The organism is Candidatus Delongbacteria bacterium, assembly GCA_041675285.1.
In the GTDB taxonomy this organism is placed as follows: Bacteria; CAIWAD01; CAIWAD01; order CAIWAD01; family CAIWAD01; genus CAIWAD01.
Genome location: JBAYTZ010000004.1, coordinates 134,809 through 158,394 on the forward strand (window position 1 = coordinate 134,809; position 23,586 = coordinate 158,394).

Here is a 23,586-nt window from a genome sequence, read left to right on the forward strand (position 1 = left end):
CTCCGATCAGTGGATCACGGCCAGCTTGCCCTCCGCGCTGCCGCCACTGGAGGTGACCAGCAGGAGGTAGACGCCGCTGGGCACGAACTCGCCGCCGCTGTCCCGGCCGTCCCAGCCGGCCTCGGCCTCCAGCAGGCTCAGGCTGCGCAGCCGGCGGCCGTTGGCGTCGTAGATGCTCAGGCGCGCGTCGTTGGCCAGGCCCTCGGGCAGGACGCGGGCGCGCCGTGTGCCGTCGGGGCGGAAGGGGTTGGGATACATGCGCACGGATCCTGCGGGACTCGTCCCGTAGTTCTGGGCGCCCTCGGCGTTGGCGAACAGACCCAGGCTGGTGGCGGCCCAGAGTTCGCCCGTGCGCGGATTCACGCGCAGTTTGTTCACCACCAGATCGTCCACGCGGCGCAGGTAGTGATTCAGTTCGTCCACCACGGCGGGTTCGCGAAAGGTCCCGGATTCCGGCTCATAGACGTTCAGGCCCTCGGCGGAGCCCAGCCAGACGCGGCCGCGGCCGTCCACCTCCACGTCGCCCAGATCCTCGCTCAACAGGCCCTCGATAAACTGCACGCGGCTGAACTGGGCCGTCGAACCATAGAGGCCGCCCATGTAAAACCCGTCGCTCGTGCTGATCCAGAGATTGCCGTCCGGATCTGCCCGCAGTCCGCGGATGCTGCCCTTGGCCTCCAGCTCGAAATTCCAGACGGCATCCGCCAGCTGGTGCTCCTCCAAGCGCCACTCCCCGAGCCGGGTGACGGGCAGGCCGCGTGGGCTGAGTTGCAGCAGGCGCTTGTACTCGTCGCGGGATTCCTTGCCGGCCATGCCCGCCCAGACCAGACCATCCGGGGACGGCTCCAGGAAGTAGGGGAAGATCTGATCGAACTGGGCATAGAAGCGACGTTGGAGTGCCGTGCTGCTATCGGAGTACCAGCCGGCGGGCAACACCACCAGACAGGAATCGTCAATCGCCTGATGATTGATGATCCAGAGGTTGCCCGCCGCGTCCTCCTCCACGTCGCTCACCAGGCAGAAGGTCTCACTGGACCCCCCAAGAGTGCTTTGGTAGCCTGCCAACCGCTTGGCCGCAAGAGAATCGGCGTTAAAGGTGACCAGGCTGGAGTCGGCGGGCAGCAGGCGGCTGCAGCCCTTGCCCCAGCTGCCGAACCAGACGCCGCCGCGGCTGTCGCAGCAGACCGAGGTGGGGTAATTGGCGAAGACGCTGTAACCCAGTTGCCAGGGGCGCCAACCCGTCTCCGTCAATTGGAACAGACCGTTGCGCACCAGATCGGCGGAGACGCCCACGGCCCACAGCTCGCCGTCCGCCGTGAAGTCCAGGTCCATGAACTGCTCGGCGCCGGGCACGTCCGGCGACCAGCTGCCCGCCAGCGCGCCGTCCACGATGGCGGCCAGGCCGCCGGGCCGGGTGTCTGGCAGCAGCGTGGCCCAGAGGGTGTCGCCGCTGAAGGTCAGTGCGCCGGCCTGCTGCGGCAGGAGCACTTCGCGCCCGTCCCCGAACAGGACGCGGCTGCCGGAGCCCTCCGCCACGGCCACGGCCCAGCGCGTGTCGGCGGCGGCCAGGGCCAGCGGCGATTCCAGGTCGGTGCGCTCAGCCGTCCAGTCCCCCGTGGCGCCCAGCGAGCCCAGCCAGCCGCGGTTCTGGGAGCCGCGCAGCAGCGCGTAGATCCGCTCCGCGCCGGGGGCCAGCCAGGCGCGCTCCACCAGGGTCAAGGCTGCGGGCGTGGGCCGGGTGGTGAAGGAAGCGGGCAGGGCGGGATAGCCCTCGCCCACCGCAAGGCCCTCCTCGACCACGGCCACCAGGCGCGAGCCCAGCGGAGCGGCGGCCAGCACGGCGCTCTGGCTGCTGAAGGAACCCAGGTCGTGGAGGTTCCAGCGCACGAGGAACTCGTCGCTCTCCGGCAGGAATTCGAAGCGTGTGACACCGATGCTGTGCGAGACCAGCACGCCGCCGTCGCCGCCCCACAGGTCGTTGATGGAGGAGATGAGCGGGTGTTCGCGGAACTCCAGGAAGCCGCGGGATTCTACCTCGCCCTGCACGGAGCGCGCAGAGAGGCTGGCGTCCCGGCCCGCCCAGAACAGCGTGCCCGCGCCGTCCTGGCAGACGTCCGCCAGACTCACGGCCAGCAAGCCCTGGGGCAGCGAGAGGTGGCGCCACGTGCCGCCGGCCGGATCGAAGAGCGCGGCGCCCCGGGTGGAGGAGGTGGCCAGCAGGCCGTGGGCCTCCACCAGGCCTGTGGCGTAGGTGTAATCGACCACGTGCCGCCAGGCCGCGGGGGCCGATGCGGCCAAACCCAGTGACACGGAGAGTGCGAGCAGGCAGGCGCGGTTCATGGCTCAGCCCAGCTGTTTGTGCAGGTCGGCCATTTCGATGGCGCTGAGCGCGGCGTCCCAGCCTTTGTTGCCGGCCTTGGTGCCGGCGCGCTCCACGGCCTGCTCGATGGTGTCGGTGGTCAGGATGCCGTTGGCCACGGGCAGGCGCTTCTCCAGCATGACCTGCGCGATGCCCTTGGCGGACTCGGAGGCGATCACATCGAAGTGCGGCGTGGCCCCGCGGATCACGGCGCCCAGGCAGATGATGGCGTCCAGCTGGCCCTTGTCCGCCAGCAGCGCGGCGGCGAGGGGAATCTCGAAGGCGCCGGGCACACGCACCACGGTGACGGACGCACGGTCGCCGCCGTGGCGCTCGATGCAGTCCAGCGCGCCCTCCAGCAGGCGTCCGCCGATCAGGTCGTTGAAGCGGCCCAGCACGATGGCGAAGCGGCGACCGGCCGCCTGCAGCTGCCCGTTGTATTCCTTCATGGCTCCACTCCTGTTCTTGCAGGCCATTGTAACACTGATATCGATGCGACGCGGGCCGACAGGGGTCACATGTTCAACATGTGTCCCAGCTTCTGCTGCTTGGTGCGCAGGTAATGCTCGTTGAAGGCCCCGGGCTCCATGCGCAGGGGCACGCGCTCCGTCACCTCGATGCCGAAGCCCTTCAACCCGACGATCTTGCGCGGATTGTTGGTCAGCAGGCGGATGCGCGTCAGGCCCAGCTCCTGCAGGATCTGCGCACCGATGCCGTAGTGCCGCAGGTCGGCCGGGAAGCCCAGCTTCTCGTTGGCCTCCACCGTGTCGGCGCCCTTGTCCTGCAGCGCGTAGGCCTTGAGCTTGTTGGCCAGTCCGATGCCGCGGCCCTCCTGGCGCATGTATAGGATCACGCCCCGCCCCGCGCGACTCACCTGGGCCAGGGCCGCGTGGAGCTGGTCGCCGCAGTCGCAGCGCATGCTGTGGAACACGTCGCCCGTGAGACACTCGCTGTGCACGCGCACCAGCACGGGATCGTCGCCGGAGATGTCCCCCAGCACCAGGGCCAGGTGGTCGCGCTTGTCCACGGGGCTGTAGAAGTGGTGCAGCTGGAACTCGCCGTAGGGCGTGGGCAGCTTGACCTGCACGCGCTCGTTCACCTGGGACTCCTGGTGGGCGCGCCAGGCGATGAAGTCCTCGATGGTGATCATCTTCATGCCGAAGCGCTCGCGCACGTGGACGAGGTCGGGCACGCGGGCCATGCTGCCGTCGTCGTTCATGATTTCGCAGAGCAGGCCGGCGGGCGCCCGGCCGGCCAGGCGGGCCAGGTCGACGGAGGCCTCCGTGTGTCCGGCCCGCTGCAGCACGCCGCCCCGGGCCGCGATCAGCGGGTGCACGTGTCCGGGCCGCGCCAGATCCTCCGGCCGTGTGCCGGGATCCGTGAGCAGGCGGATGGTGTGCGCGCGGTCCGCCGCGCTGATCCCCGTGGTGGTGCCCTCCCGGGCGTCCACGCTAACTGTGAAGGCCGTGGTGTGGAGGGCCGTGTTGCGCTCGGTCATCAGCTCCAGTTCAAGGGCCTTGCAGCGCTCGGGGGTCAGCGGGACGCAGATCATCCCGCGGCCATGTTTGGCCATGAAATTGACGGCCTCGGGGGTCACCAGGTCGGCGGCCATGATGAAGTCGCCCTCGTTCTCGCGGTCCTCGTCGTCCACCACAATGATCATCTCGCCCCGGGCGATGGCGGCCAGGGCGTCCTCAATGGAATCGAACTGCGTGCTCATGGTTCCTCAACTCTGCAGGAGATCCAGCAGCCGCTGGCCGGAGTCCGCGCCGGGTAAGGCGCCTCCGTGCCGGAGCAGCTGCTCCAGGTATTTGGCCAGACAATCGAATTCAATGTTCAGCGCATCGCCGGGCCGGCGCGTGCCCAGCGTGGTGTGCGCCAGCGTGTAGGGGATCAACGCCACGCCGAAGTGCGCCTCCGCGCCCTCCTGCCGGGCCTCGCGGGCCAGGGTCAGGCTGACACCGTCCAGGCTGACGGAGCCCGTGCGGGCCAGGTAGCGCAGGAACTCGGCGGGCACGGCCAGCTCCAGTTCCGCTCCCAGGGCCGTGCGACGCAGGCGGACCACCCGGCCCGTGCAGTCCACGTGGCCCTGGACCAGGTGGCCGCCCAGCCGCGTCTGCAGCGTCAGGGCGCGCTCCAGGTGCAGCTCGGCGCCGGGCGCCAGGCCGCCCAGCGTGGTCTTGGAGAGGGTCTCGGCCACGGCTTGCAGTTCCACCACGGGCGCCTGGACATCCGTCGCCGTGAGACAGACCCCGTTCACCAGCAGGCTGTCCTCGGGCTTGAGATCCTCCAGCACCCGGGCGCAGCGCACGCGCAGCCGGCGGCCGTCGCCGTCGGGGCGCATGGACTCCAGCCGGCCCAGTTCTTCCACGATGCCCGTGAACATCTCAGGCCTCCCCGGCGGCGGGTCGCCACCAATGCCAGGAATCCACGCCCACCTGCTGCTGGGCACGCAGCCGCCAACCCGCCGGGTCAAAGGCCGGCGCGGCGCCCGTGACGGGGGACAACCCCCGGCCCAGCAGGCAGGGCGCGGTGATGATCAGCAGTTCGTCCGCCAGCCGCGCGCCCAGAAACGCGGCGTGGACGGCGGCGCCGCCCTCCACCAGCAGGCTGTCCACGCCCAGGGCGGGCAGCTGCGCCAGGACCCAGTCCAGCGGCGGACGAAGCGCGTCGCCGTGACACAGCACGCGCACGCCTGCCTCTTCCAGCCGCTGCCGGCGCAGCTGGGGAGCGCCGCGGCCGCAGGCCACCAGCACGGGCTGCCGCCGGGCCGTGCGCACCAGTTGCGAGTCCAGCGGCAGGCGGGCCGTGGAGTCCAGCACCACGCGCAAGGGGGCCACGCCCGGCTCGTCGCGCAAATCCAGCCCGGGGTCGTCCGCCAGGACCGTACCCACGCCCACGAGAATGCCGCCGTGCCGGGCGCGCAGACGGGCGGTTTCCCGTCGGCTCTCGGCGCCGCTAAGCGTCGTGGGCCGGCCGGCCTCGGCCGTGATGCGGCCGTCCAGGCTCTGGGCCCACTTGAGGGTCAGCCAGGGCCGGCCCAGCCGCATGTGGGTGAGGAAGCCGCGATTGAGGGTCCGGGCCTGTTCCTGGAGCAGGCCGCAGGCCACGCTCAGGCCCGCCGCGCTCAAGCGGACCAGGCCCTGGCCGGCCACCCGCGGGTTGGGATCCTCCATGGCCACGGTCACCCGGGCGATGCCGGATCGCAGGATCAGTTCCGTGCAGGGGGGCGTGCGTCCGGTGTGGCAGCAGGGTTCCAGGCTGACCAGCAGGTGGGCCCCCGTGGTGGCGGAGAGCGGCAGGCCGCGCAGGCAGTCCGCCTCGGCGTGGGGACCGCCCAGCCGGCGGTGCCAGCCCTCGGCCAGTCGGCGGCCGTCCTTCACCAGCACGGCGCCCACCAGCGGATTGGGCGCCACGGCGCCGCGCCCCAGCTCGGCCAGGGCCAGGGCGCGCTGCATCCAGCCACGATCGATCGCGGACCACGAGGGCTTCATGCGCTTCCAGTTGCTGGGGGGCGGGGGGATTGGGGACGGCAGACGTGGCTCCAGCGACCGGCCGCCGCGGAGCGGGGACGGTTCTCTGGTTGCTAGAAGTCTGACATCGCTTCTCTCCCATCCGGGCTCTAACCGTCGGCGTCCGGATTCCACGGACTCGGCCTGCACGGACACGATCCATCGTGTCCCTACAGGTTCGCGGGCTGTCACCGCCGGCTGGGACTTCCACCCAACCCCGAGAAACGACCATTCATTCCGGCGGGCAAGATAGGCTCGCGCCGTGGATTCGCCAAGCTGGCGGCCTCGCATGAGCGGCGGGGCCGTCCATGTGAAAGGGATCGCCCGGACGACGCGACCCCCGACGCGGGCCGGGGGTCGAAGAATTTCTAGTGCACAGCGGAAGGCTCAGCCCGTGGGCTCGTCCAGCACCTCGCGCACCTTGCGCGCCAACTCCGCGGCGGCGAAGGGCTTGTTGAGGAAGGGTGCGCGCGCCAGGTCGAGGCCGTAGCGGCCCATGGAGTCATCCGTGTAGCCGCTCATGAAGAGCACGCGCAGGCCGGGATCCAGTTCGCGCAGTTTGCCCGCCAGGGCCGGGCCGCCCAGTTGGGGCATCACCACGTCGCTCAGCAGCAGGTCCACGCGCTCGTGGGAGTCCCGCATCCAGGCCAGCGCCGCCTCGCCGCTGGAGAAGTCCTGCACCTGGTAGCCCAGTCCCTTGAGGATCCGCTGGGCCACGGCACGCACCGCCTCCTCGTCCTCCACCAGCAGGATCCGTTCCCCGCCGCCCCGCCTGATCGACGCCAGGTCGTCGCCCGGGCGCGCGTCCCCGTCCACGTCGGCGCGCGGCAGGTAGACGCGGAAGGTGGTCCCCACGCCCGGCTGGCTGCTCACGTCGAGGAAGCCGTTGCTCTGTTGGATGATGCCCAGCACCGTGGCCAGGCCCAATCCCGTGCCCTTGCCCTGTTCCTTGGTGGTGAAGAAGGGTTCGAAGATGTGGGAGACCAGCTCGGGGCCCATGCCGCAGCCGCAGTCCTGGACCTCGAGAACCACGAACTCGCCGGGCCGGTGATCGGGCTTCAGGCGGCAGTCCTGCTCGGTCAGACTTACCTGCCGGATCTCGAGGACCAGCCGTCCGCCCTGGGGCATGGCGTCCCGGGCGTTCACGCACAGGTTGATCACCACCTGCTCGATCTGACCGGGATCCACGCGCACGCTGGGCTGGCCCGGCGGCAGGATGGTGGCGAGCACCACGTCCTCGCCCAGCAGCCGGCGCAGCATTTTCTCCAGCCCGCGCACCACGCCGCCCAGATTGATCAGCCGCGGCTGCAGGACCTGCTTGCGGCTGAAGGCCAGCAGCTGCCGTGTCAGGGCCGCCGCGCGCTCGCCGGCGTCGCGGATGTCCACCAGCAGGGCGCGGTTGGGGTCGTCCGCGGCCAGGGAGGATTGCAGCATCTCGCTGTAGCCGTTGATGACCGTCAGCAGGTTGTTGAAGTCATGGGCCACGCCGCCGGCCAGCTGGCCCACGGCCTCCATCTTCTGGGACTGCCGCAGCTGGTCCTCGAGCTTGACCCGCTCCGTGATGTCCGACCAGACGCCCACCACTTCCTTCACCTGGCCCGACTCGTCGCGCAGCAGGCGCTTCTCGTCGCGGACCCACAGGTAGTGGCCGTCCTTGTGGCGCAGCCGGTGCTCGATCACCTGCAGGTCACGGTCACCCATCTCGTGCTTGGCCTCCCGCACGCGCGGCAGGTCGTCGGGATGGACGTGCTCCTCCCACCAATCGCCCTGGGTCTCCTGGGCCTGGCAGCCGATCACCTGCTGGATGTTCTCGCTGACCCAGGTGGGCACGAAGCCCCGGGGCGTGCGCCGCAGGATGTAGGAAACCGAGGGACTGGTGGTGACCACGTGCTTCAGTTCCTCTTGCGCCAGGTGGCGCACGAGGTGTTGGCCCACCTGGCGTCCGATGCCCATCAGCACGTCAAAGCGGACCGGATCAGCGCCCAGCGGCGCGCGGCTGAGAACCTCCAGCGCGCCGATGATCTCGCCCGCGTGCTGGATGGGCACGCAGAGCGCGCCGTTCAGGCCGGCGAGGGACAGTGCGCTGCGCGTGCATGCGGCCCGCAGGGCCTCCTCGTTCAGCGCCAGGGGTTCCCCCGCGCCCCAGACCTGACCGGGCAGGTCCGCGCCCTTTGCCAGGCTCATGTCCCCGGTCTGCTCCGCCAGCCCGGCCGCGCCGCCGTCAGGGCTGCTCCACACGGCCAGGGGGATGAGCCGGTCGGAGAGGCGGTCCAGGCTCCAGAGCGCGCCGAACTCGAATTCCTCGGCCAGGCAAATGGTCTCCAGGATGCGTCGCGCTGTCTCCTCGAGGACGGCCGTCTCGGCCAGCACTTGGCTCACGGTGGCCTGCATGGCCGTGCGGCGTTCCGCCTCGGCGCGTGCCGTCACGTCCCGATCCACTCCGCGATATCCCAGCAGCAGTCCGTCCTGGGTCAGGATGGGCATGCCGCTGGACTCCAGCACCACCCGGTGGCCATCGCGATGAATGGCCGTGTTGATCAGCCCGCTGAAGGACCTTCGCTGCTGGATGATGGCCTGGAACTCCGCCTGCACGCGGGCGGACTCCGCGGGTTCCATGAAGTCGTAAGGCGTGTGCCCGACGACCTCCTCGGCGTGGCGGCCGAGGATGTCCAGCGACTTGGGGCTGACGTAGGTGTAGATGCCCTGGGCGTCCACTTCCCAGATCCAGTCGTAGGTGGTCTCCACCAGGTTACGGTAGCGGACTTCGCTGCGCTTGAGGGCCTGCTCGGCCTGCACGCGGGCCGAGATGTTCTGCACCATGCCCACGATCCGCACCGGCCGGCCGGCCGGCGCGTTGCCCGCACGAATCACCTGGGAATAGGTGGCCAGCCAGTGCACGCGCAGTTCGTCCAGGCAGATGCGGAACTCCAGCGAATGGCTGCGGTCGTCGCACTCGGCGACCATCCGGGAGAGGGTGGACTGGACTTTGTCCCGGTCCGCGGGATGAACGCGCTCGAGGAAATCCTCCTGGCTGTAGCAGTTGTGGGACAGTCCCAAATGGTGGCTGGCGCGGGGATCCAGGCGAAGCTCCTTTGTCGCCAGGTCCAGCGACCAGGAGCCCAACTCGGCGGCCTCCAGCGCCTGGTTCAGGCGCTCGCTGCTCTCCAGCAAGGCTCGTTCGCGCTGACGGCGCTCCAGGGCCGAGGAGATCAGGTTGGCGACCGCGCTTAGCACGTGCTGTTCCTCAGCCGACCACTCCCGCACCGCGTGGAGGGTGTCGAAACTCACGAAGCCGCGCAGCTCGCCCTGCCAGGAGAGCGGCAGCATCAACAGGGAGCGGGTGCCCGCCAGGGAGGCCCAGATGCGTTCCACAAGGTCCGCGCGCGGCAGCTCCTCCAGGTCCGTCACCAGCACGGACTCGCCGCGCGTCAGGGCCTCGTCCCAATGAAGCGAGCCGGCGCGCGGGATCCGCTGCAAATGGCTGAAGCGGGGTTCGATCCCCGCATCGCACCACTCCTGCGTGCAGGTGTAGGCCGCTCCGCTGGAGTCCAGCTGGAAGACGTAGCTCCGATCCACTCCCAGTTTTCCGGCCACGGCGCCGAGGGTCTCCTGGACGGCGTCATCCAATTGCTCGAGAGGCAGCGCCAGGAAGCGCGCCGAGGTCTCCGCGATCAGGGCCAGCAGTTCCATGCGGCGCTGGAGGGCCAGGCCGCTCTGCCAGCGCTGGGTGATGTCGGCGAAGACACAGGCGAACTGGCCCGGCGCGGGCCGGTAGGCCATCACCTCGAAGTGCTTGCCCAGGTCGGCGCTGTAGTTCTCGAAGTACTCGGGCACGCCGGTGAGCGCCACGCGGCCGTAGACCTCGATCCAGCTGGCTTCCACGCCGGGCAGCGTCTCCTGGGCCGTGCGCCCCACGATGGCCTCCGCCTGCAGGCCGGTCATCCGCTCGAAGGCCGGATTGATGGCCAGGAAGCGATAATCGATGGGGCGACCCGCCCCGTCCAGGATGATCTCGTGCAGGGCGAAGCCGTCCAGCATCTCGCGGAACAGGGTCTGGTAGCTCTCCTCGGCCTTGCGGCGCTCGGTGACGTCGGCCAGGTTGCCCACGACCTTGACGATTCGGCCGTCCCGCCAGACCGCCTCGGCCGTCGTCCGGACCCACTTGGGCGTGCCGCGGGTCGACGTGAAGGGCAGCTCGAGGTCGTAGGCCTCGCCTGTGCGAGCGCAGCGCTCGAAGGCCTCGCGCACGATGGGCCGGTCCTCCGGCCGGTAGCAGCTGAGACTGACCGACACCAGCTGGTCGACCTGGCGGCAGGGCTGGACGGGTTCCTGCTCGTGGATGCGGAAGGTCTCCTCCGTCCAGGACATCGTCCCCTGGATCAGGTCCCACTCCCAGCCGCCCACCTTGCTCAACCGCTGGGCGTCATTCAACAGGCGCTCGCGCTGCCGCAGCGCCGCCTCGGCCTCCAGCCGCTCCAGTTCCGCCGCCGCCCGCACGGCCACCAGGCGCAGCACGGCCTCGGCGGAGCGGGGATTGGTCAGCGGGCGGCGGCCGACCAGCACGATGAGACCGCTGGGGGTCTGGCTGTGCCCGGTCAGCGCGATGCCCAGATAACTCTCGGCGCCCAGCGAGCAGAGGTGGGCGTTCCCGGGACAATGGGCCGCCACGCCGGAGGGCAGGCAGAGCAGGGAATCCCGCACCACCTGCTCGCACAGCGTGTCCCGCAATTCGTAGGAGAATCCCTCCTGGAGAGCGCCGTCGCCCCAGGCGGCGAGCGTGTGCGCCGTCCGGCCGTCGGGATCCAGCTGATCGATGCTGACGTGGTCGACGGACAGCTTGTCGGCCAGGAAGCTCGCCAGGGAGCGGAAGAAGTCGACGCCATCGGAGCCCGAACTCTGGGCCAGAAAGGCCTGTACCTCTTCCAGGCGCCGCCGCTCGGTGATGTTCTCGTGCGCCACGACCACGGAGCCATGGGAGCCTTGCAGCGGCAGCACGCGCAACAGGAACCAGCGCTCCTGGCCGGGGGCGTTGCAGCCGTACTCCAGTTCGAAGGAGGCCGCCCGTCCGTGGATCACGTCCTGGATGCCTTCGAAGGCCAGCCGGGCCTGGGGCTGGGTCTCATCGCCGCAGGCCTGGAGGCAGACGTCCAGATAGTTCGCGCCCACCAGCAGGCTGGTGTGGTCCAGGCCGCCGTTGTCGCGGGCGAAGTTCCGCCAGGCGTCGTTGACCTCCAGGATGACACCCGCCTGGTCCAGCACGGCGATGTGCGCCGAGAGGGAATTGAGCACGCCGTGGGCGAAGCGCTCGCTCTCCTGCAGCGCGCGTTCCGCCTGGCGGATGGCCGTGATGTCGGTGAACAGGCCGAAGGAGCCCTTGTAGCGCCCGTCCGGATGCAACAGGGCCGTGGCCTCCACCTTGCAGATGCAGGTCGCGCCGTGCTTGGGTTTGAGGCGGATTTCATAGGACCCCCCCCGTCCGGCCCTGCGCTCTTCGGTGCGGCCGTGATACGCGGGCAGGTCCTCCTCGTGGATCAGGAAGTCGGCGGGCCGGCCGACCAGTTCGGCCTCGTGATAGCCCAGCATGCGGCACATGGCGGGATTGAGGAAGACCGTGCGGTGCTGGTCGTCCAGGGACCAGATGCCCTCGTTGGCGGATTCCACGATGTGCTGGTAGCTCGCCCGGCTCTGGTCCAGCTGGGACTCCGCCCGCTTGCGGGCCACGATGTCCGCAGCCAGGCCCGCCAGCTCCTGGACCAGCCGGACGTCCTCGTCGTCGTAGTCCGCGGGTTTGTTGCCCACGCCGATGACGGCGGTCACCAGACCCTCCCGGACGATGGGCACGGTCAGCTCCCGGTGCACCGGGGCGTGGCCTTGGGGCATGCCCTTGCGATGGGCCAGGCTGGCGTAGTCGTTGTGCACGATGGGCTGGCGGGCGTGCACGCAATCCACCCAGACGCCGGCCTGGCTGATGGGGTAGTGGTCGCCCTTGCCCTGGGCCGAGCACATGTTGAGCAGGGTGTTGCTGGACCAGGCCGTCAGGGTGAGATGCTCCTGGTCCTCGTCCACGAAGTGGAAGAAGCCGATGCTGCTGCCCGTGAGGGCCTCGGCCTCGTTGAGGGCCACCTGCATCAGATCGTCCACGGGCAGGTGCCCGGCTTGCTCGGAGATGCGCAGCCGGGCCCGGAGGACCGCGTCGCTGTGCTTGCGGCGCGTGATGTCGCGCAGGAAGATGAACAGGCGATCCTCGGCGCTGGACCAGTGGCTGCAGGTCACCTCGACGGGCCAGATGACGCCGTGGCGGTCCCGATGCCCCGCTTCGAAGAGCAGGCTGCCCGTGTCCACCGCCTCGGCAATGCGCTGGCGGATCCGCTCGGGCGGGTCCAGGGCCTCGAGATCCTCGATGCGCATGCCCAGCAGTTCGGCCCGCGAGTACCCGGAGCGGCGCACGTAGGTGTCGTTGACCTCGAGGATGCGCCCCGCCAGGTCGCAGAGCCAGAACCCGTCGGCGGAGGTCTCCACCACGGCCCGGTACTGGGCTTCCTGCTTCTGCAGCCGCTCCTCGGCCTGTCGGCTGGCCGTGATGTCCTGGCAGAATCCCATGAACAGGTCGGGCGCAATCCGAAAGGCGTGCAGGGTCACCCAGATCACCTGTCCATCCCGGCGTTGCAGCTGGATGTCCGCGTGGCGCAGTCCGGTTTCGGCCAGGGACGAGAAGCCTCCCCGCGCGCCCGGGCGCTGGTCGGGGGGCACGAGGTCCTCGACGGTCATGGCGGCGAATTCGGCGGCCGGGTACCCCAGCAGTTCCTGGGCCGCGGCGTTGGTCTCCACGAGCCGGCCCTGGTCGTCCACCACGAACATGGCCAGGGGCGCCTTCTCCAGGAATCCGCGCTGCTTGGCCTCCTGGGTGCGCAGCCACTCCTCCGTCAGGTGACGGGCCGTGCAGTCCTGCAGGGTCGAGAGGAAACGGTGTCCGGGCAGTTCCACGGAATGCGCCTGCACGCGGACGGTTTCGCCGCTCTTGGTGCGCAGCTGGAGCGGACCCTCCGCCCGACCCTCCCGTGACACACGCTCGAAATGCCCCTGGACGGACGGTTGGCCCGCGGCGGGGAAGACCAGGCTGGCCGGCGCCCCGGCCAGTTCCGCCGGCGTGTAACCCAGCAGGGCCGCGAGGGCCGGGTTGGATTGCACCAGCGCACCGCTGTCGTCGGTGACCAGCAGGCAGACGGGCGTGCGCTCCAGGGCGGACTGGAAGAGCACCTCGCGGGTCAGCAGGGCCGCCTCGCGCTGACGCGGCCCGTGCAGGCTGCGGACCAGCACGGCGAAGCCCTCCGGCTTGCCCGCCGAGTCGTGAAGCGGCGAGAGGAAGACCGAAACCCAGAAGGTGCTGCCGTCGGAGCGCACCCACAGCTCCTCCTGCTCCAGTCCGTTCTCCTGCGCGGCCAGGTGCAGGGAGTCGGCGTGCAGGGAGGATTCCAGGGTGGTGGCCACGGAGAGGTGGGAAAAGGGTTGGCCGAGCATCTCGGCCTCGCCATGCCCGGTCAGTCCGACGGCCTGGCGGCCCCAGCTGCTCACCCGGCCGGCGGCGTCCAGCGTGAACAGGGCGGAATCGGGTTCGTCCCCCACAAGCCGGGGGCCGAGGTCATCCAGGGGGTTCATCGATTCGCGTTCCATTGGGTCAGGCATGCCGGATACTCCGCCGCGGGGACCCGCGCGGGCGGGTCGTTTGAAGTGCCGTCGGGGGGGCGAAGCTGTTGTCTACATCGTCTATTTCCAGTCAGAACTTGAATTTGGGTGACCTGCCAAATGGCCCCGCACGGTGTCCGGGGTGGTATCTTGGCAGGAGTCGGACGGCAGCTTCAGGAGGGCAGATGTGGCGGGGAACCTTGACCAAGATGGACACGGCCGTCGCGGATCCGGTGCGCTACCGGTTGCGCGACGCCTTCGGCGGGCCGGGGCTGGACCTGAATCCGCTGCTGGGGAGACGCCTGCGCTTGTCCCGGGACGGCGGGCTGCGCTGCATCCACTGCGGCAGCCCCACGGCCAAGCCCTACGGCGAGGGTTCCTGTTATCCCTGCTTCGCCCGTCTGCCGCAGAACGACATCTGCATCGTCAAGCCGGAGCTCTGCCACTTCCATCAGGAGGCCAACCCCTGCCGGGATCCGGACTGGGGCCAGACCCACTGCTTCAGGCCGCACATCCTCTACCTGGCCGTGAGCAGCGGGTTGAAGGTTGGCATCACGCGGGAGAGCCAGGTGCCCACGCGCTGGATGGACCAAGGGGCCAGTCTGGCGCTGCCCGTGCTGCGCCTGCCCGACCGGCTCTCCGTCGGGCGGGTGGAGCAGTTCCTGGCCGGCCATCTGGCGGACAAGACCCACTGGCAGAAGATGCTGCGCCACGAGGTGCCCGAGGTGGACCTGGCGGCGGAGCGCCGGCGGGTGCTGGACCTGCTGGGGGACCGTTTCCCCTGCGAGGTGCTGCCCGAGCGCGAGCCCTGGCGCTTCACCTATCCGGCGCTGGAGTGGCCCAGCAAGGTCCTCAGCCGCAACCTGGAGAAGGAGGAGGCCGTGGAGGGCCGCCTGCTGGCCATCAAGGGCCAGTACTGGATTCTCGACCGCGGCGTGTTCAACGTGCGCAAGCACTCCGCCTGGTGCGTGCGCCTGACGGAGGTCGCGCCATGAAGACCCGCCTGAGCGCCTGGCTGCTGCTGGTCTGGGTAGTGTGCGCCGGCGCGGCCCCGCCGCCGCCCCGCTTCGCCCTGGCGCTCGGGGGCGGCGCGGCCCTGGGCTACGCCCATCTGGGCGTGCTGGAGGTGCTGGAGGAGGAGGGTCTGCGGCCGGACTTGGTGCTGGGCACGTCCATTGGCAGCATCATGGGCGGGCTCTACTGCGCGGGTCTCTCGCCGGCGGAGATCGCCAACCGGGCCGAGGGCATGAACCTGTGGCGGATCGGCGACCTGCAGTGGGCCGGACTGGGCCTGCTGGAGTGGAACAAAGTGCGGCGGCAGCTGGCGCCCCTGCTCCTCGTGCAGCGGCTGGAGGACTGTCCGCTGCCGCTGATCTGCGTGGCCACGGACCTGGCCAGCGGCGAGCGTGTGATGCTGCGCCGGGGTCCGCTGCTGGAGGCCATGCTGGCCTCCGCCACCGTGCCGGGGCTGTTCGAACCGATTGTCTGGGAGGGCCGGCTGCTGGTGGACGGCGGCCTGACGGACGAGGTGCCCGTGCTCAGCGCCCGGGAGGCCGGCGCCGCCATCGTCGTGGCCGTGGATGTCTCGCATCCGCTGCTGGAGCGCGAGATCAAGGGCCCCGTGGACGTGCTGCGCCAGAGCTACTTCATCATCCAGAAGCAGAACGTCGAGCAGCGTCGGGCCCTGGCCGACCTGGTGATCCGGCCGGACCTGACCGGGTTGGACTTCCACGCCTTCGACGACGTGCAGGCCGGCCGGCAGGCGGGCCGCGAGGCCGCCCTCCGCGCCCTGCCCCAGCTCAAGGGCCTGCTGCGCGAGCGGGGGTGGCAGGCGCGACGCTAGGAGTCGGCGGGAAGTGGGGCACGCAGCCGCGCGCGCCAGAGGCTCTCGGCGGCGAAGAGCGCCAACCCGCTCCAGACCAGCAGGAAGCCCGGCAGACGTCCCGGACCCAGCTCTTCGTGATAGAGCCAGACGCCCAGCATGAACTGCAGGCTGGGGGCCAGGTACTGGAGCAGGCCCGTCTGCCAGAGCGGGATGCGCCGGGCTCCGGCGGCAAAGAGCAGCAGGGGCACGGCGGTGACCGGACCCGCGCAGACCAGCAGGATCCAGATCGGAGCCGGCCGCGGCGGGGCGGAGGGCGTCTGCAGCAGGATCCAGCCCAGCGCGGGCAGGAAGAGCAGGGCCGTCTCCAATGCCTGGCCGGTGAGCGAGCCCAGGGCCGTGGTCTTCTTCACCAGGCCGTAGAGGCTGAAGGACACGGCCAGGGTGAGCGCGATCCAGGGCAGGCGTCCCTGGGCCAGGGTCAACAGCAGCACGCCCAGCGCGGCCAGGGCCAGGGGAATCCACTGCAGGGGGCGCAGGCGCTCACGCAGCACCAGCACGCCCAGCAGCACGCTGAACAGCGGGTTGATGAAGTAGCCCAGGCTGCTCTCCAGCACGTGGCCGGAGTTCACCGCCCAGATGTAGGTCAGCCAGTTGACGCTGATGAGCAGGGCCGCGGCGGCGATGCCCAAGCGGGCGCGCCGGTTGCGCAGCGCGGCCAGGACATGGGCACGGCGGGTCCGGGTGAGCAGGAATCCCGCCAGGAACAGGCAGGACCAGAGGATGCGGTGGGCCAGGACCTCGCCCGCCGGCACCTGTCCCAGGGCCTTCCAGTAGATGGGGAAGAAGCCCCAGAGCAGGTAGGCGCCCGTGGCGAAGAAGATGCCCTGGCGGGCCTGGGTCATGGGGGACTCCCTGATTGGCGCGCCGAAGGATCCTGCCGGCCGGTCGCGGTAGGAAGGTAGGGCAGCGGGGCGGCATCCCGCGGGACAGGGAAGGAGGACGACGTGGAGCAGCGACTGCGGCGGGTGGAGGAGAAACTGGCGCACCTGGAGCGACTGACGGAGCAGCTGAACCAGGTGCTGCGCGAGCAGGATCGGCGCCTGGAGCAACTCGCCCGGGCCCTGGAGGCGCGCGGGGAGTTTCCGCGGACCGCGGCCGCCGGCGGCGGGGACGGGCCCGCGTGAGCCTGGAGGCGCGCGAGCTGCTGCACCGACACTTCGGCCATCCGTCCTTCCGCGGGCAGCAGGAGGCCGTGGTGGATCACGTGCTGGCCGGCGGCAACGCCCTGGTGGTGATGCCCACGGGCCAGGGCAAGAGTCTGTGCTACCAGTTGCCGGCCCTGGCCCGGCCTGGTCTGACGGTGGTGGTCTCGCCCCTGATCGCGCTGATGAAGGACCAGACCGACGCCCTGCGCGCCCGGGGCCTGGACGCGGTGACCCTCAACTCCAGCCAGTCCGGCGCGGAACGCGGGCGGATCCTGAGCGCGCTGGCCCAGGGCCGCCACCGGCTGCTGCACGTTTCGCCCGAGCGCTTCCGCAAACCCGCCTTCCGGCAGGCCCTGGCCGCGCGGCCTGTGGAGTTCCTGGCCGTGGACGAGGCCCACTGCATCAGCGAGTGGGGCCACGACTTCCGGCCGGACTACACGCGTCTGGCTGAATTCCGGCAGCTGCTGAAGGACCCGGTCACCCTGGCGCTGACGGCCACGGCCACGCCCCGCGTGCAGGAGGACATCGTCCGGCAGCTGGGCCTGCGACCCGCCGAGATCCGGCTCTTCCACGACGGCGTGGAGCGGCCCAACCTGCGGCTGGCCGTCCAGGACGTGCACGGCGTGAAGGAGAAGGCCGAGTGGCTGATCCGCCTGCTGCGTGAGACAGAGGGCTCGGCCATCGTCTATTTCGCGCTGATCCGCAGCCTGGAGGAATTGTCCCCGCTGCTGGAGAAGGCCGGCCTGCCGCACCTGGTCTACCACGGCCAGCTGCCTCGCCAGCGCCGCCGTGCCGTGCAGGAGGCCTTCATGGGCGATCCGCAGGCCCGCGTGCTGGCCACCAACGCCTTCGGCCTGGGGGTGGACAAGGCGCAGATCCGCCTGATCGCCCACGCCGAGGTGCCGGGTTCGCTGGAGGCCTATGCCCAGGAGATCGGCCGCGCCGGGCGGGACGGTCGGCCGGCGGACTGCGTGCTGCTTTACGACCAGCAGGACCTGTTGATCCAGATGCAGTTCGTGGACTGGGCCAATCCCGCCCCGGGTTTCCTGGAGCGGCTGTTGACGCTGCTGCGCGACCGCCCCGGCGAGGTGCAGGCGGGCGGGCTGGATTTCCTGCGCGAAGAGCTGGTCTTCAAGAGCCGCTTCGACTTCCGGCTGGAGACGGCGCTGAGCCTGCTGGAGCGGCACGGCGTGCTGGAGGGCGACCTCGAGCGCGGCGCCGTCCAGGTGCTGCGGGAGCGTCTGCCCGAACCGCTGGCGGACGAGGAGCGCGCCGCGGCCAAGAAGCGCGGCGACCTGACCCGCCTGCACGATCTGGTGCGCTACGTGGGGGCCGCGGAGTGCCGCCACCGCTTCCTGCACCGCTTTTTCGGCGCCGAGCCGGGGGCGCCCTGCGGCGACTGCGACGTCTGCCGGTCGAACGGCCCGTTCGTCCTCCACGAGCCACAGCTGGATTGCTAAGCTGCCCGCGTCATCCACAGGAGGACCGCATGTCGGACAAGGCCACGACCATCGACAAGCTGGTGCAGCGCCAGGCTCATCTGTTCGAATTGCGCCGCAAACTGCAGCAGCCCCAGCCCACGCGCGCCCAGCCCTTCATCACCATTTCGCGGGAATTCGGCTGCTCGGGATTCCGCCTGGGTCTGGCGCTGCTGGCGGCCCTCAACCCGGGCAAGATGGAGGAGGAGCAGTGGGCCGTCTACGACCGCCGGGTGTTTGATTACATCGACGGCGACCCGGAACTCAACCGGCGCTTTTTCGAGGAGCACGTGCAGCGCCGCAACCTGGAGTTCGAGGAGTACCTGAACAGCACCTTCGGCGCGGCGCCTTCGGATCTCTCCATCTTCAACCGTTGGGCCAACGCCATGCGCAACCTGGCCCTCTCGGGTCGCGCCGTGTTCGTGGGGCGGGCCTCGCACATGGTCACGCGGGACATCCTGGGCGGCCTGCATGTGCGGGTGATGGCGCCCTTCGAGTGGCGCGTGGCCGAGCACGCCCGGCTCAACAACCTGACGGAGACGGAGTCGCGCACGCTGACCCGCCTCAAGGACCGGGAGCGCGGGGAGTTCCTCCAGCGCTACTTCGGCACCTCGCCGGAGGACGTGACCAGTTTCCATCTGGTGATCAACAACGCGCTGGTGAGCGAGGAAGAGATGGTGCGGATGATCCTCAGCCTGCTAGGGGTGCGCAAGCCCTGAGCCCTGTCCGGCGCGGTGGACAAATCGCCCAAGTGGTGTCAGGCACCGTGCCAGACACTGCGTTGGTTCCATCTGGTGATCAACAACGTGCAGGTGAGCGAAGAGGAGATGGTGCGGATGATTCTCAGCCTGCTGGGCGTGCGCAAGCCCTGACACCTGTCCGGCGCAGTGGACGAATCACCCCCGTGGTGTCAGGCACCGTGCCAGACACCGCATGAAAAGGCCCCGGCGGTTGCCGGGGCCTTTGTTGTCTCACGGATGCGGCCGGCTTACTTGCTGGGCATCACTTCGTTGGCCGGGGCGCCTGCCGGGCTGCCCGCGGTCAGCGTGTTCACCAGCGTGAACTCGCCCGTGGTGCCGTCCACGGTGCCCACGGTCCACCACCAATGCGGCTGGTCGCCGCCGGTGGCGGGCACGTCGTAGCCGCCCTGCCGCGTGCGGCCGTTGAAGACCTCCACGTGGGCGCCGGAGGTGGAGAGCAGGCCGTTGCCCGACCAGTCATACACCGCGAAGGTGTAGGTGCCCGGGTAGAGGGTCTCGATGGTGGTGGCTTCCGGGCCCCAGGAGGTCACGTCGTCCACGTCCAGCCAGGCGTAGGGGGCGCTTTCGCCGGATCCGCGGCTGGCGTAATACACGTGGTAGGCGCTGCCTTCGATGGTCGGCGTGTAGAGGTGCGAGTCCAGGTCGCTGGGCGCCTCGCCCCAGGTCAGGATGAACTTGTAGTCGTACTCGGTTTCCTGCTGGGAGATCACGTCGCCGATTTGGATGTAGGGCAGGTAGTAGTCCTGGCCGCCCGCATGGATCGTGTAGAAGCAGTACTGGACGACGTCGCCCTCGTAGATGCTGGCCGCACCGAACATCAGCTGCTCGAAGTAGGCTTCGTTGAGACCCTCCGAGAACATGCCCAGGTTGACGATGCCGGGATCGCCCAGCGCCGCGGCCTCGCCGTACACACGCACGGCCCAATAGGCGCCTAGCGTGGTGTTCGCCGCGATGTAGAGGTCTCTCAGCGTGCCCTCGAAGCAATGCGGCGTTACGGAGCCGTCAGCGAAGAGCTGGGTGATGTGGGCCGGATCCGCCTCGAAGGTCTGGAAGAAGCCGCCCGACTCGATCAGCGTCAGGTTGATGGTGTAGAGTTCCTGCGTGCCCAGCTCCAGCACCTGGAAGACCGGGTAGTAGCCCATCAATTCCACCCACAGCAGCGCGAAGCTCTCGCCCTGGAAGACGTCCACGGTGGCGCCGGTGACGGGCAGGTTGGCCTCGTTCAGCACCGTGACGGCCACGTTGTAGTTCTCCAGATCCAGGGCCGCCAAGCCGGCGGCATTGGTGGAGCCGCTGACGTACTCCGGATCGTAGGAGGTGTTGTTGTCCTCTTCCTCGTCGTCGGAGCAGGAGACAAAGCCCAGGGTGCCGCCCGCCACCAGCAGCGCAAGCATCCCGCTCTTCAGCCATTTCAGATCATTGAAGCGCATGGGTCCTCCCAGTCTGTTCAGCTTGTGTCAAGACCACCGACAATGGGGTCCTGTCTTGTTGGATTGCTTGTGTATCGGCAGGCAAGCTGGCGAATCTTGAGCTTTTTGAAGAGTGGTTCACGCGGACGCTGATTTTTCGTGCAAAACCCCGCTGACGCGGACGCCAACGGGGTTTGATGATTCATGGTTGTCAGGGTCGCTACTTCACCAGCAACAATTTGCGGCTGACCCGATCCTGCGCGTGCTCGGCGCTCAGCACGTAGAGGCCGCTGGCGTGGCCCGTCAGATCCAGCCGCTGGCGCGAGAGTCCGGCCGGGGCCCAGGCGGTCTCCGGCCCGTACACGCGCCGACCCGCCAGGTCATAGACGGTGAGCGTGAGCGCTCCGGCTTCCGGCAGCATGATTTCCACCTGGGTGACCGGGTTGAAGGGGTTGGGGTGCACGGAGGCCACTTGCAGGCGGGCGGGGCGCGTGGTCGGCGAAACCGGAGTTCCCGGGTCCAGCACATCCAGGCGGGCCAGACGGGTCTGGTAGCCGTAACCCTGCGCGCTCCCCCGGAGGTCGCGCCACTGCAGCAGCACGTCTCCGGCGGGGGCGGCCACGAGCCGGGGCTGTCCCGCCACGTAGGGCACCGGATGGATCGGCGCGTCGAAGAGGGTCCCGATGCTTCCATCCTCGTCCAGCAGGTAAGCCGCGGCTTGCGGACCCAGCTCGTCGCTGTACTCGCCGGAGACCGCCACCAGGGCCGTCTGCGTGCCGGTGAACACGAACGCCGCCGCGTCCAGCAGCAGATTCCCATCCAGCGGCCAGGTCCAACGGCCGGACTCCCCACCGCCGGCATCCACGCGCACCACCTGCAGGGAATCCGCTTGCTCCACTCGAATCTCGTGGGCGTACCACAAGCGCCCTGCGGCATCCAGCGTGGCCGTGCCCGGGGTCAGGTGCCCGGGAAGCTCCACCCCGCCCAGTTCCTCGCCGGCCGGGTCCAGTCGCAGCAGGTGCAGGACCTGGCTGACCGGGCTGCTGATCAACAGGCCGCCGTCGGAAAGCTCGGAGAACCGCGAACCCGACCAGGGCGCCAACGGCAGATCCAACCGGCGACCGAGGCCGTTGTGGTCGGAGAACTGCGGCACCCCGTTCCCGTCCAGCTTCTGCAGATAGATGGACGGGCTGGCGCCCCCGGTGGACCACACCACCAACACGCCGGACGGACCGGCGACCATGCCGAAGTCGAGGGAAATGGAGGAACCGCCGGTGGGCAGCAGAACCCCCGCGTCGCCCCAGAGCCGGTTGCCCGCACTGTCCATGCGTTGCAGGCGGATCTGGGATCCCGACGAGGTCCAGCTGTGCGCGGCCGCCACGACGTCCTCGCCCAGCGTCGCCAGTCTCCAGTTGAACACGTCCAGCGTGTCCGGCAGGGTGGGGAAGACCACGGTGGAGGGCAGGGTCAACTGACCCTGGAGGTCCGTGCGCTGCAGGAAGAGCAGGGATTGGGGCGGTTCCTGTTGGTATGTGACCGTGCCCAGCCAAAGGCCAGCCTCCGTGGGGGCCACCGGGGGGCTTTTCCAGTGTTCGTGGTATCCCAGCGGGCGTTCCAGACAGCCCCATGCCGGCGCGCCGGAGACGGGATCGACGGATAGCAGGTAAACCCGGCTGTTCGCCACCCAGGGCACCAGAATGGAATCATCTTCCACCAATGGAGACAGGCAGGACTCGGCCACCGGCCCCAAATCCAGGGCCAGGCCGTCCGCGGGCGTCAACAACTCGGCGCCGGACAGGTCGCGGCGGCGCAGCAGCACGCGCTCCCCTTCCTCCCCCAGTTCCCGCCAGCAGATCCACACCTCGCCGTTGGGCGTGCTGCCCATGTCGTGCACGAAGCCGCTGCCTGGGGTGCTCTCCAGTTGCGCCAGCGCGGGGGACCAGAGCTGGGTGCCATCCGCAGATAGGCGCTGGAGATAGTCCAGCTGTCCTTCCGAGTGCCGGTACACGAGGCCCTGTTCGTCCTGGGAGGCGCCCGCCATCCAGCCTTGCTCTTCGCCGGGCAACACGGCCAAGGCCGCGGGCTGCGGCCAGACCAGGGCGCCGTCGGCAGCGAGGCGCTGCGCCAGCCAGCCGGTGTTCTGCTGGAAGACCACGAACCAGGGCGGGCCGGTTTCCAGACCGGTGAGCAGGTGGAAGTTGTTGGCTCCGGTGCCCGCCACAATGCCTCCGGCCGCCCACTGGGCGTGCAGGGCGGCGTCGAAGAGCTGGACGCGCAACTGGTTGTCGTCCAGCCAGGCCGCCAGCCAGTTCCCGGCGCCCGCCGGCCGCAGGGTGAATTCGTTCACGGAAGCGCCATCCGGCGTCAGGGCCAAGGCCCCAGCGGGAAAGAGCGGGCTGCCGTCGGGCAACAGGCCCTGGACCCTGCCGCGCACCGCGGGCGGGTTGCCTTCCTGCCAGGCGTACAACAGCGTCGTGCCCCGGCTGTGGAACTGGCGACTCAGATCCCCGGGAGTCAATTCCACACCCGTTGGCGGAAATCCCGGGGCGACCTGTCCATCCGTCCCCAGGCGCAGGGTCCAGCGCCGACGGTCCAGATCCACCCACGTCACCCAGACGCCCTGGTCGTCGGCCACCATCCAGCGCAGGTCGTCGGTCCACGTGCGGCAACGCTCCGCGGCGTCGCGGCAGTCGTTCTCGGGGACGGGCACGGCAGGCGCCACCAGCCGATCCTCCGGCCAGAGGAACTGCCCTGCGGCGCTCACCCGCTGCAGGCGCAGCTCGCCCCACCCCTCCGTCAGCATCTCGTGCCACAGGACGTAGGCGCCGCCCTGGCCGTCGGCGGTCAGGATGGGCATGAAGGGCGTGAGGACGGAGGGCTCGTGGGCCAGCGCCCGCACCGTGCCCAGCCCATCCACCTCCGTGGTCCACTCGCCGCCGGCGGCCGGGTGGTCGAGGGAATAGGATTGCAGCATCAACCGCCCGCGGCCATCCCGCATGTCGCTCCACGCCAGCAGCAGGTGATCGTCCCCCATGGGCAAGGTGGCCCCGTTGAAGGCTGCGGTGGGCGCGACGTACAGCACGGTGCCCGCCGGCCGGTCGGGCCAGGCCAGGGGCAGCTCCTGAGCGGAGGCGAATGCCGGCCAACACAAAGCCGCGAACAAGCAGGCATGGGAAGGCTTCATGAGAGTGTCCCTTGCTGGCGTGGGTACAAGGATAGGCGCTTCAGATTGTACGGAGCAAACCCTGTGCCACTGCTTTGAGTTCTTCCGCGCTGGCGATCGGCACAGTGAAGTCAGATGACAGTCAATGCGTTATCTCGTCGAGCTGAGATCAAATGGTTGAACTGGTTCAC

General features: G+C 69.5%; 14 protein-coding genes and 1 riboswitch. Of the genes, 5 read left to right on the plus strand and 9 right to left on the minus strand.

Annotated features, from left to right (window positions below):
• Positions 1-6: 6 nt before the first annotated feature.
• The 6 genes from WC326_05540 to WC326_05565 all read right to left on the minus strand — a co-directional run bounded on the left by WC326_05540 (position 7) and on the right by WC326_05565 (position 13,527).
• Positions 7-2,340, minus strand: a complete 2,334-nt coding sequence (locus tag WC326_05540; GenBank protein MFA7330523.1) for a FlgD immunoglobulin-like domain containing protein — start codon at positions 2,338-2,340, stop codon at positions 7-9.
• Between the two features lie 3 nt (positions 2,341-2,343).
• Positions 2,344-2,808 (minus strand): 6,7-dimethyl-8-ribityllumazine synthase, encoded by a 465-nt coding sequence (gene ribE / locus WC326_05545; GenBank protein MFA7330524.1) that lies wholly within the window; start codon positions 2,806-2,808, stop codon positions 2,344-2,346.
• 65 nt (positions 2,809-2,873) lie between these two features.
• A complete protein-coding gene (locus tag WC326_05550) occupies positions 2,874-4,079 on the minus strand; it encodes a bifunctional 3,4-dihydroxy-2-butanone-4-phosphate synthase/GTP cyclohydrolase II (protein MFA7330525.1) in 1,206 nt (401 codons plus the stop codon).
• A gap of 6 nt (positions 4,080-4,085) precedes the next feature.
• Positions 4,086-4,745 (minus strand): riboflavin synthase, encoded by a 660-nt coding sequence (locus tag WC326_05555; GenBank protein ID MFA7330526.1) that lies wholly within the window; start codon positions 4,743-4,745, stop codon positions 4,086-4,088.
• Between the two features lies 1 nt (position 4,746).
• Positions 4,747-5,817 carry a bifunctional diaminohydroxyphosphoribosylaminopyrimidine deaminase/5-amino-6-(5-phosphoribosylamino)uracil reductase RibD gene (gene ribD / locus WC326_05560; protein ID MFA7330527.1) on the minus strand — a complete coding sequence of 357 codons (1,071 nt, stop codon included), beginning with the start codon at positions 5,815-5,817 and terminating at the stop codon, positions 4,747-4,749.
• 141 nt (positions 5,818-5,958) lie between these two features.
• A riboswitch (FMN riboswitch) is annotated at positions 5,959-6,100 on the minus strand.
• A gap of 158 nt (positions 6,101-6,258) precedes the next feature.
• Positions 6,259-13,527 (minus strand): PAS domain S-box protein, encoded by a 7,269-nt coding sequence (locus tag WC326_05565; protein ID MFA7330528.1) that lies wholly within the window; start codon positions 13,525-13,527, stop codon positions 6,259-6,261.
• Positions 13,528-13,739: 212 nt separating this feature from the next.
• On the opposite strand from WC326_05565, the gene WC326_05570 reads away from it, so the two are divergent.
• Both WC326_05570 and WC326_05575 read left to right on the plus strand, forming a co-directional pair.
• Positions 13,740-14,549, plus strand: a complete 810-nt coding sequence (locus tag WC326_05570) for a DUF2797 domain-containing protein (protein MFA7330529.1) — start codon at positions 13,740-13,742, stop codon at positions 14,547-14,549.
• Positions 14,546-15,397: a patatin-like phospholipase family protein gene (locus WC326_05575; GenBank protein ID MFA7330530.1), complete on the plus strand. Its 852-nt coding sequence runs from the start codon at positions 14,546-14,548 to the stop codon at positions 15,395-15,397. The genes WC326_05570 and WC326_05575 overlap by 4 nt, the downstream gene beginning before the upstream one ends.
• Here the strand turns inward: WC326_05575 and rarD are convergent.
• Positions 15,394-16,281, minus strand: a complete 888-nt coding sequence (gene rarD / locus WC326_05580) for an EamA family transporter RarD (GenBank protein ID MFA7330531.1) — start codon at positions 16,279-16,281, stop codon at positions 15,394-15,396. The genes WC326_05575 and rarD overlap by 4 nt on opposite strands.
• 102 nt (positions 16,282-16,383) lie before the next feature.
• Here rarD and WC326_05585 point away from each other — a divergent pair, with 102 nt between their 5' ends.
• Genes WC326_05585 through WC326_05595 form a run of 3 tightly spaced genes read left to right on the plus strand, consistent with a single transcriptional unit; the run spans position 16,384 to position 18,781 of the window.
• Entirely contained in the window at positions 16,384-16,563 is a 180-nt protein-coding gene (locus tag WC326_05585; protein ID MFA7330532.1) for a SlyX family protein, read from the plus strand.
• Complete coding sequence (locus WC326_05590; protein MFA7330533.1) at positions 16,560-18,044, plus strand: RecQ family ATP-dependent DNA helicase; 1,485 nt, start codon at positions 16,560-16,562, stop codon at positions 18,042-18,044. Before WC326_05585 ends, WC326_05590 begins: the two co-directional genes overlap by 4 nt.
• Before the next feature lie 29 nt (positions 18,045-18,073).
• On the plus strand, positions 18,074-18,781 hold the full coding sequence (locus WC326_05595) for a cytidylate kinase-like family protein (protein ID MFA7330534.1): 708 nt from the start codon (positions 18,074-18,076) through the stop codon (positions 18,779-18,781).
• Positions 18,782-19,050: 269 nt separating this feature from the next.
• Here WC326_05595 and WC326_05600 read toward each other — a convergent pair whose 3' ends face one another.
• Together WC326_05600 and WC326_05605 are read right to left on the minus strand one after the other, a co-directional pair.
• A complete protein-coding gene (locus tag WC326_05600) occupies positions 19,051-20,253 on the minus strand; it encodes a hypothetical protein (protein MFA7330535.1) in 1,203 nt (400 codons plus the stop codon).
• Between the two features lie 199 nt (positions 20,254-20,452).
• The gene (locus tag WC326_05605) at positions 20,453-23,416 is read right to left on the minus strand and encodes a T9SS type A sorting domain-containing protein (protein ID MFA7330536.1); all 2,964 of its coding nucleotides are present in this window, start codon (positions 23,414-23,416) and stop codon (positions 20,453-20,455) included.
• Positions 23,417-23,586 lie beyond the last annotated feature (170 nt).

Bases quoted from the DNA above. Each gene is read 5' to 3' on its own strand.
- WC326_05540 (MFA7330523.1), bottom strand. From the start codon at position 2,340: ATGAACCGCGCCTGCCTGCTCGCACTCTCCGTGTCACTGGGTTTGGCC.
- ribE (MFA7330524.1), bottom strand. From the start codon at position 2,808: ATGAAGGAATACAACGGGCAGCTGCAGGCGGCCGGTCGCCGCTTCGCC.
- WC326_05550 (MFA7330525.1), bottom strand. From the start codon at position 4,079: ATGAGCACGCAGTTCGATTCCATTGAGGACGCCCTGGCCGCCATCGCC.
- WC326_05555 (MFA7330526.1), bottom strand. From the start codon at position 4,745: ATGTTCACGGGCATCGTGGAAGAACTGGGCCGGCTGGAGTCCATGCGC.
- ribD (MFA7330527.1), bottom strand. From the start codon at position 5,817: ATGCAGCGCGCCCTGGCCCTGGCCGAGCTGGGGCGCGGCGCCGTGGCG.
- WC326_05565 (MFA7330528.1), bottom strand. From the start codon at position 13,527: ATGAACCCCCTGGATGACCTCGGCCCCCGGCTTGTGGGGGACGAACCC.
- WC326_05570 (MFA7330529.1), top strand. From the start codon at position 13,740: ATGTGGCGGGGAACCTTGACCAAGATGGACACGGCCGTCGCGGATCCG.
- WC326_05575 (MFA7330530.1), top strand. From the start codon at position 14,546: ATGAAGACCCGCCTGAGCGCCTGGCTGCTGCTGGTCTGGGTAGTGTGC.
- rarD (MFA7330531.1), bottom strand. From the start codon at position 16,281: ATGACCCAGGCCCGCCAGGGCATCTTCTTCGCCACGGGCGCCTACCTG.
- WC326_05595 (MFA7330534.1), top strand. From the start codon at position 18,074: ATGTCGGACAAGGCCACGACCATCGACAAGCTGGTGCAGCGCCAGGCT.
- WC326_05600 (MFA7330535.1), bottom strand. From the start codon at position 20,253: ATGCGCTTCAATGATCTGAAATGGCTGAAGAGCGGGATGCTTGCGCTG.
- WC326_05605 (MFA7330536.1), bottom strand. From the start codon at position 23,416: ATGAAGCCTTCCCATGCCTGCTTGTTCGCGGCTTTGTGTTGGCCGGCA.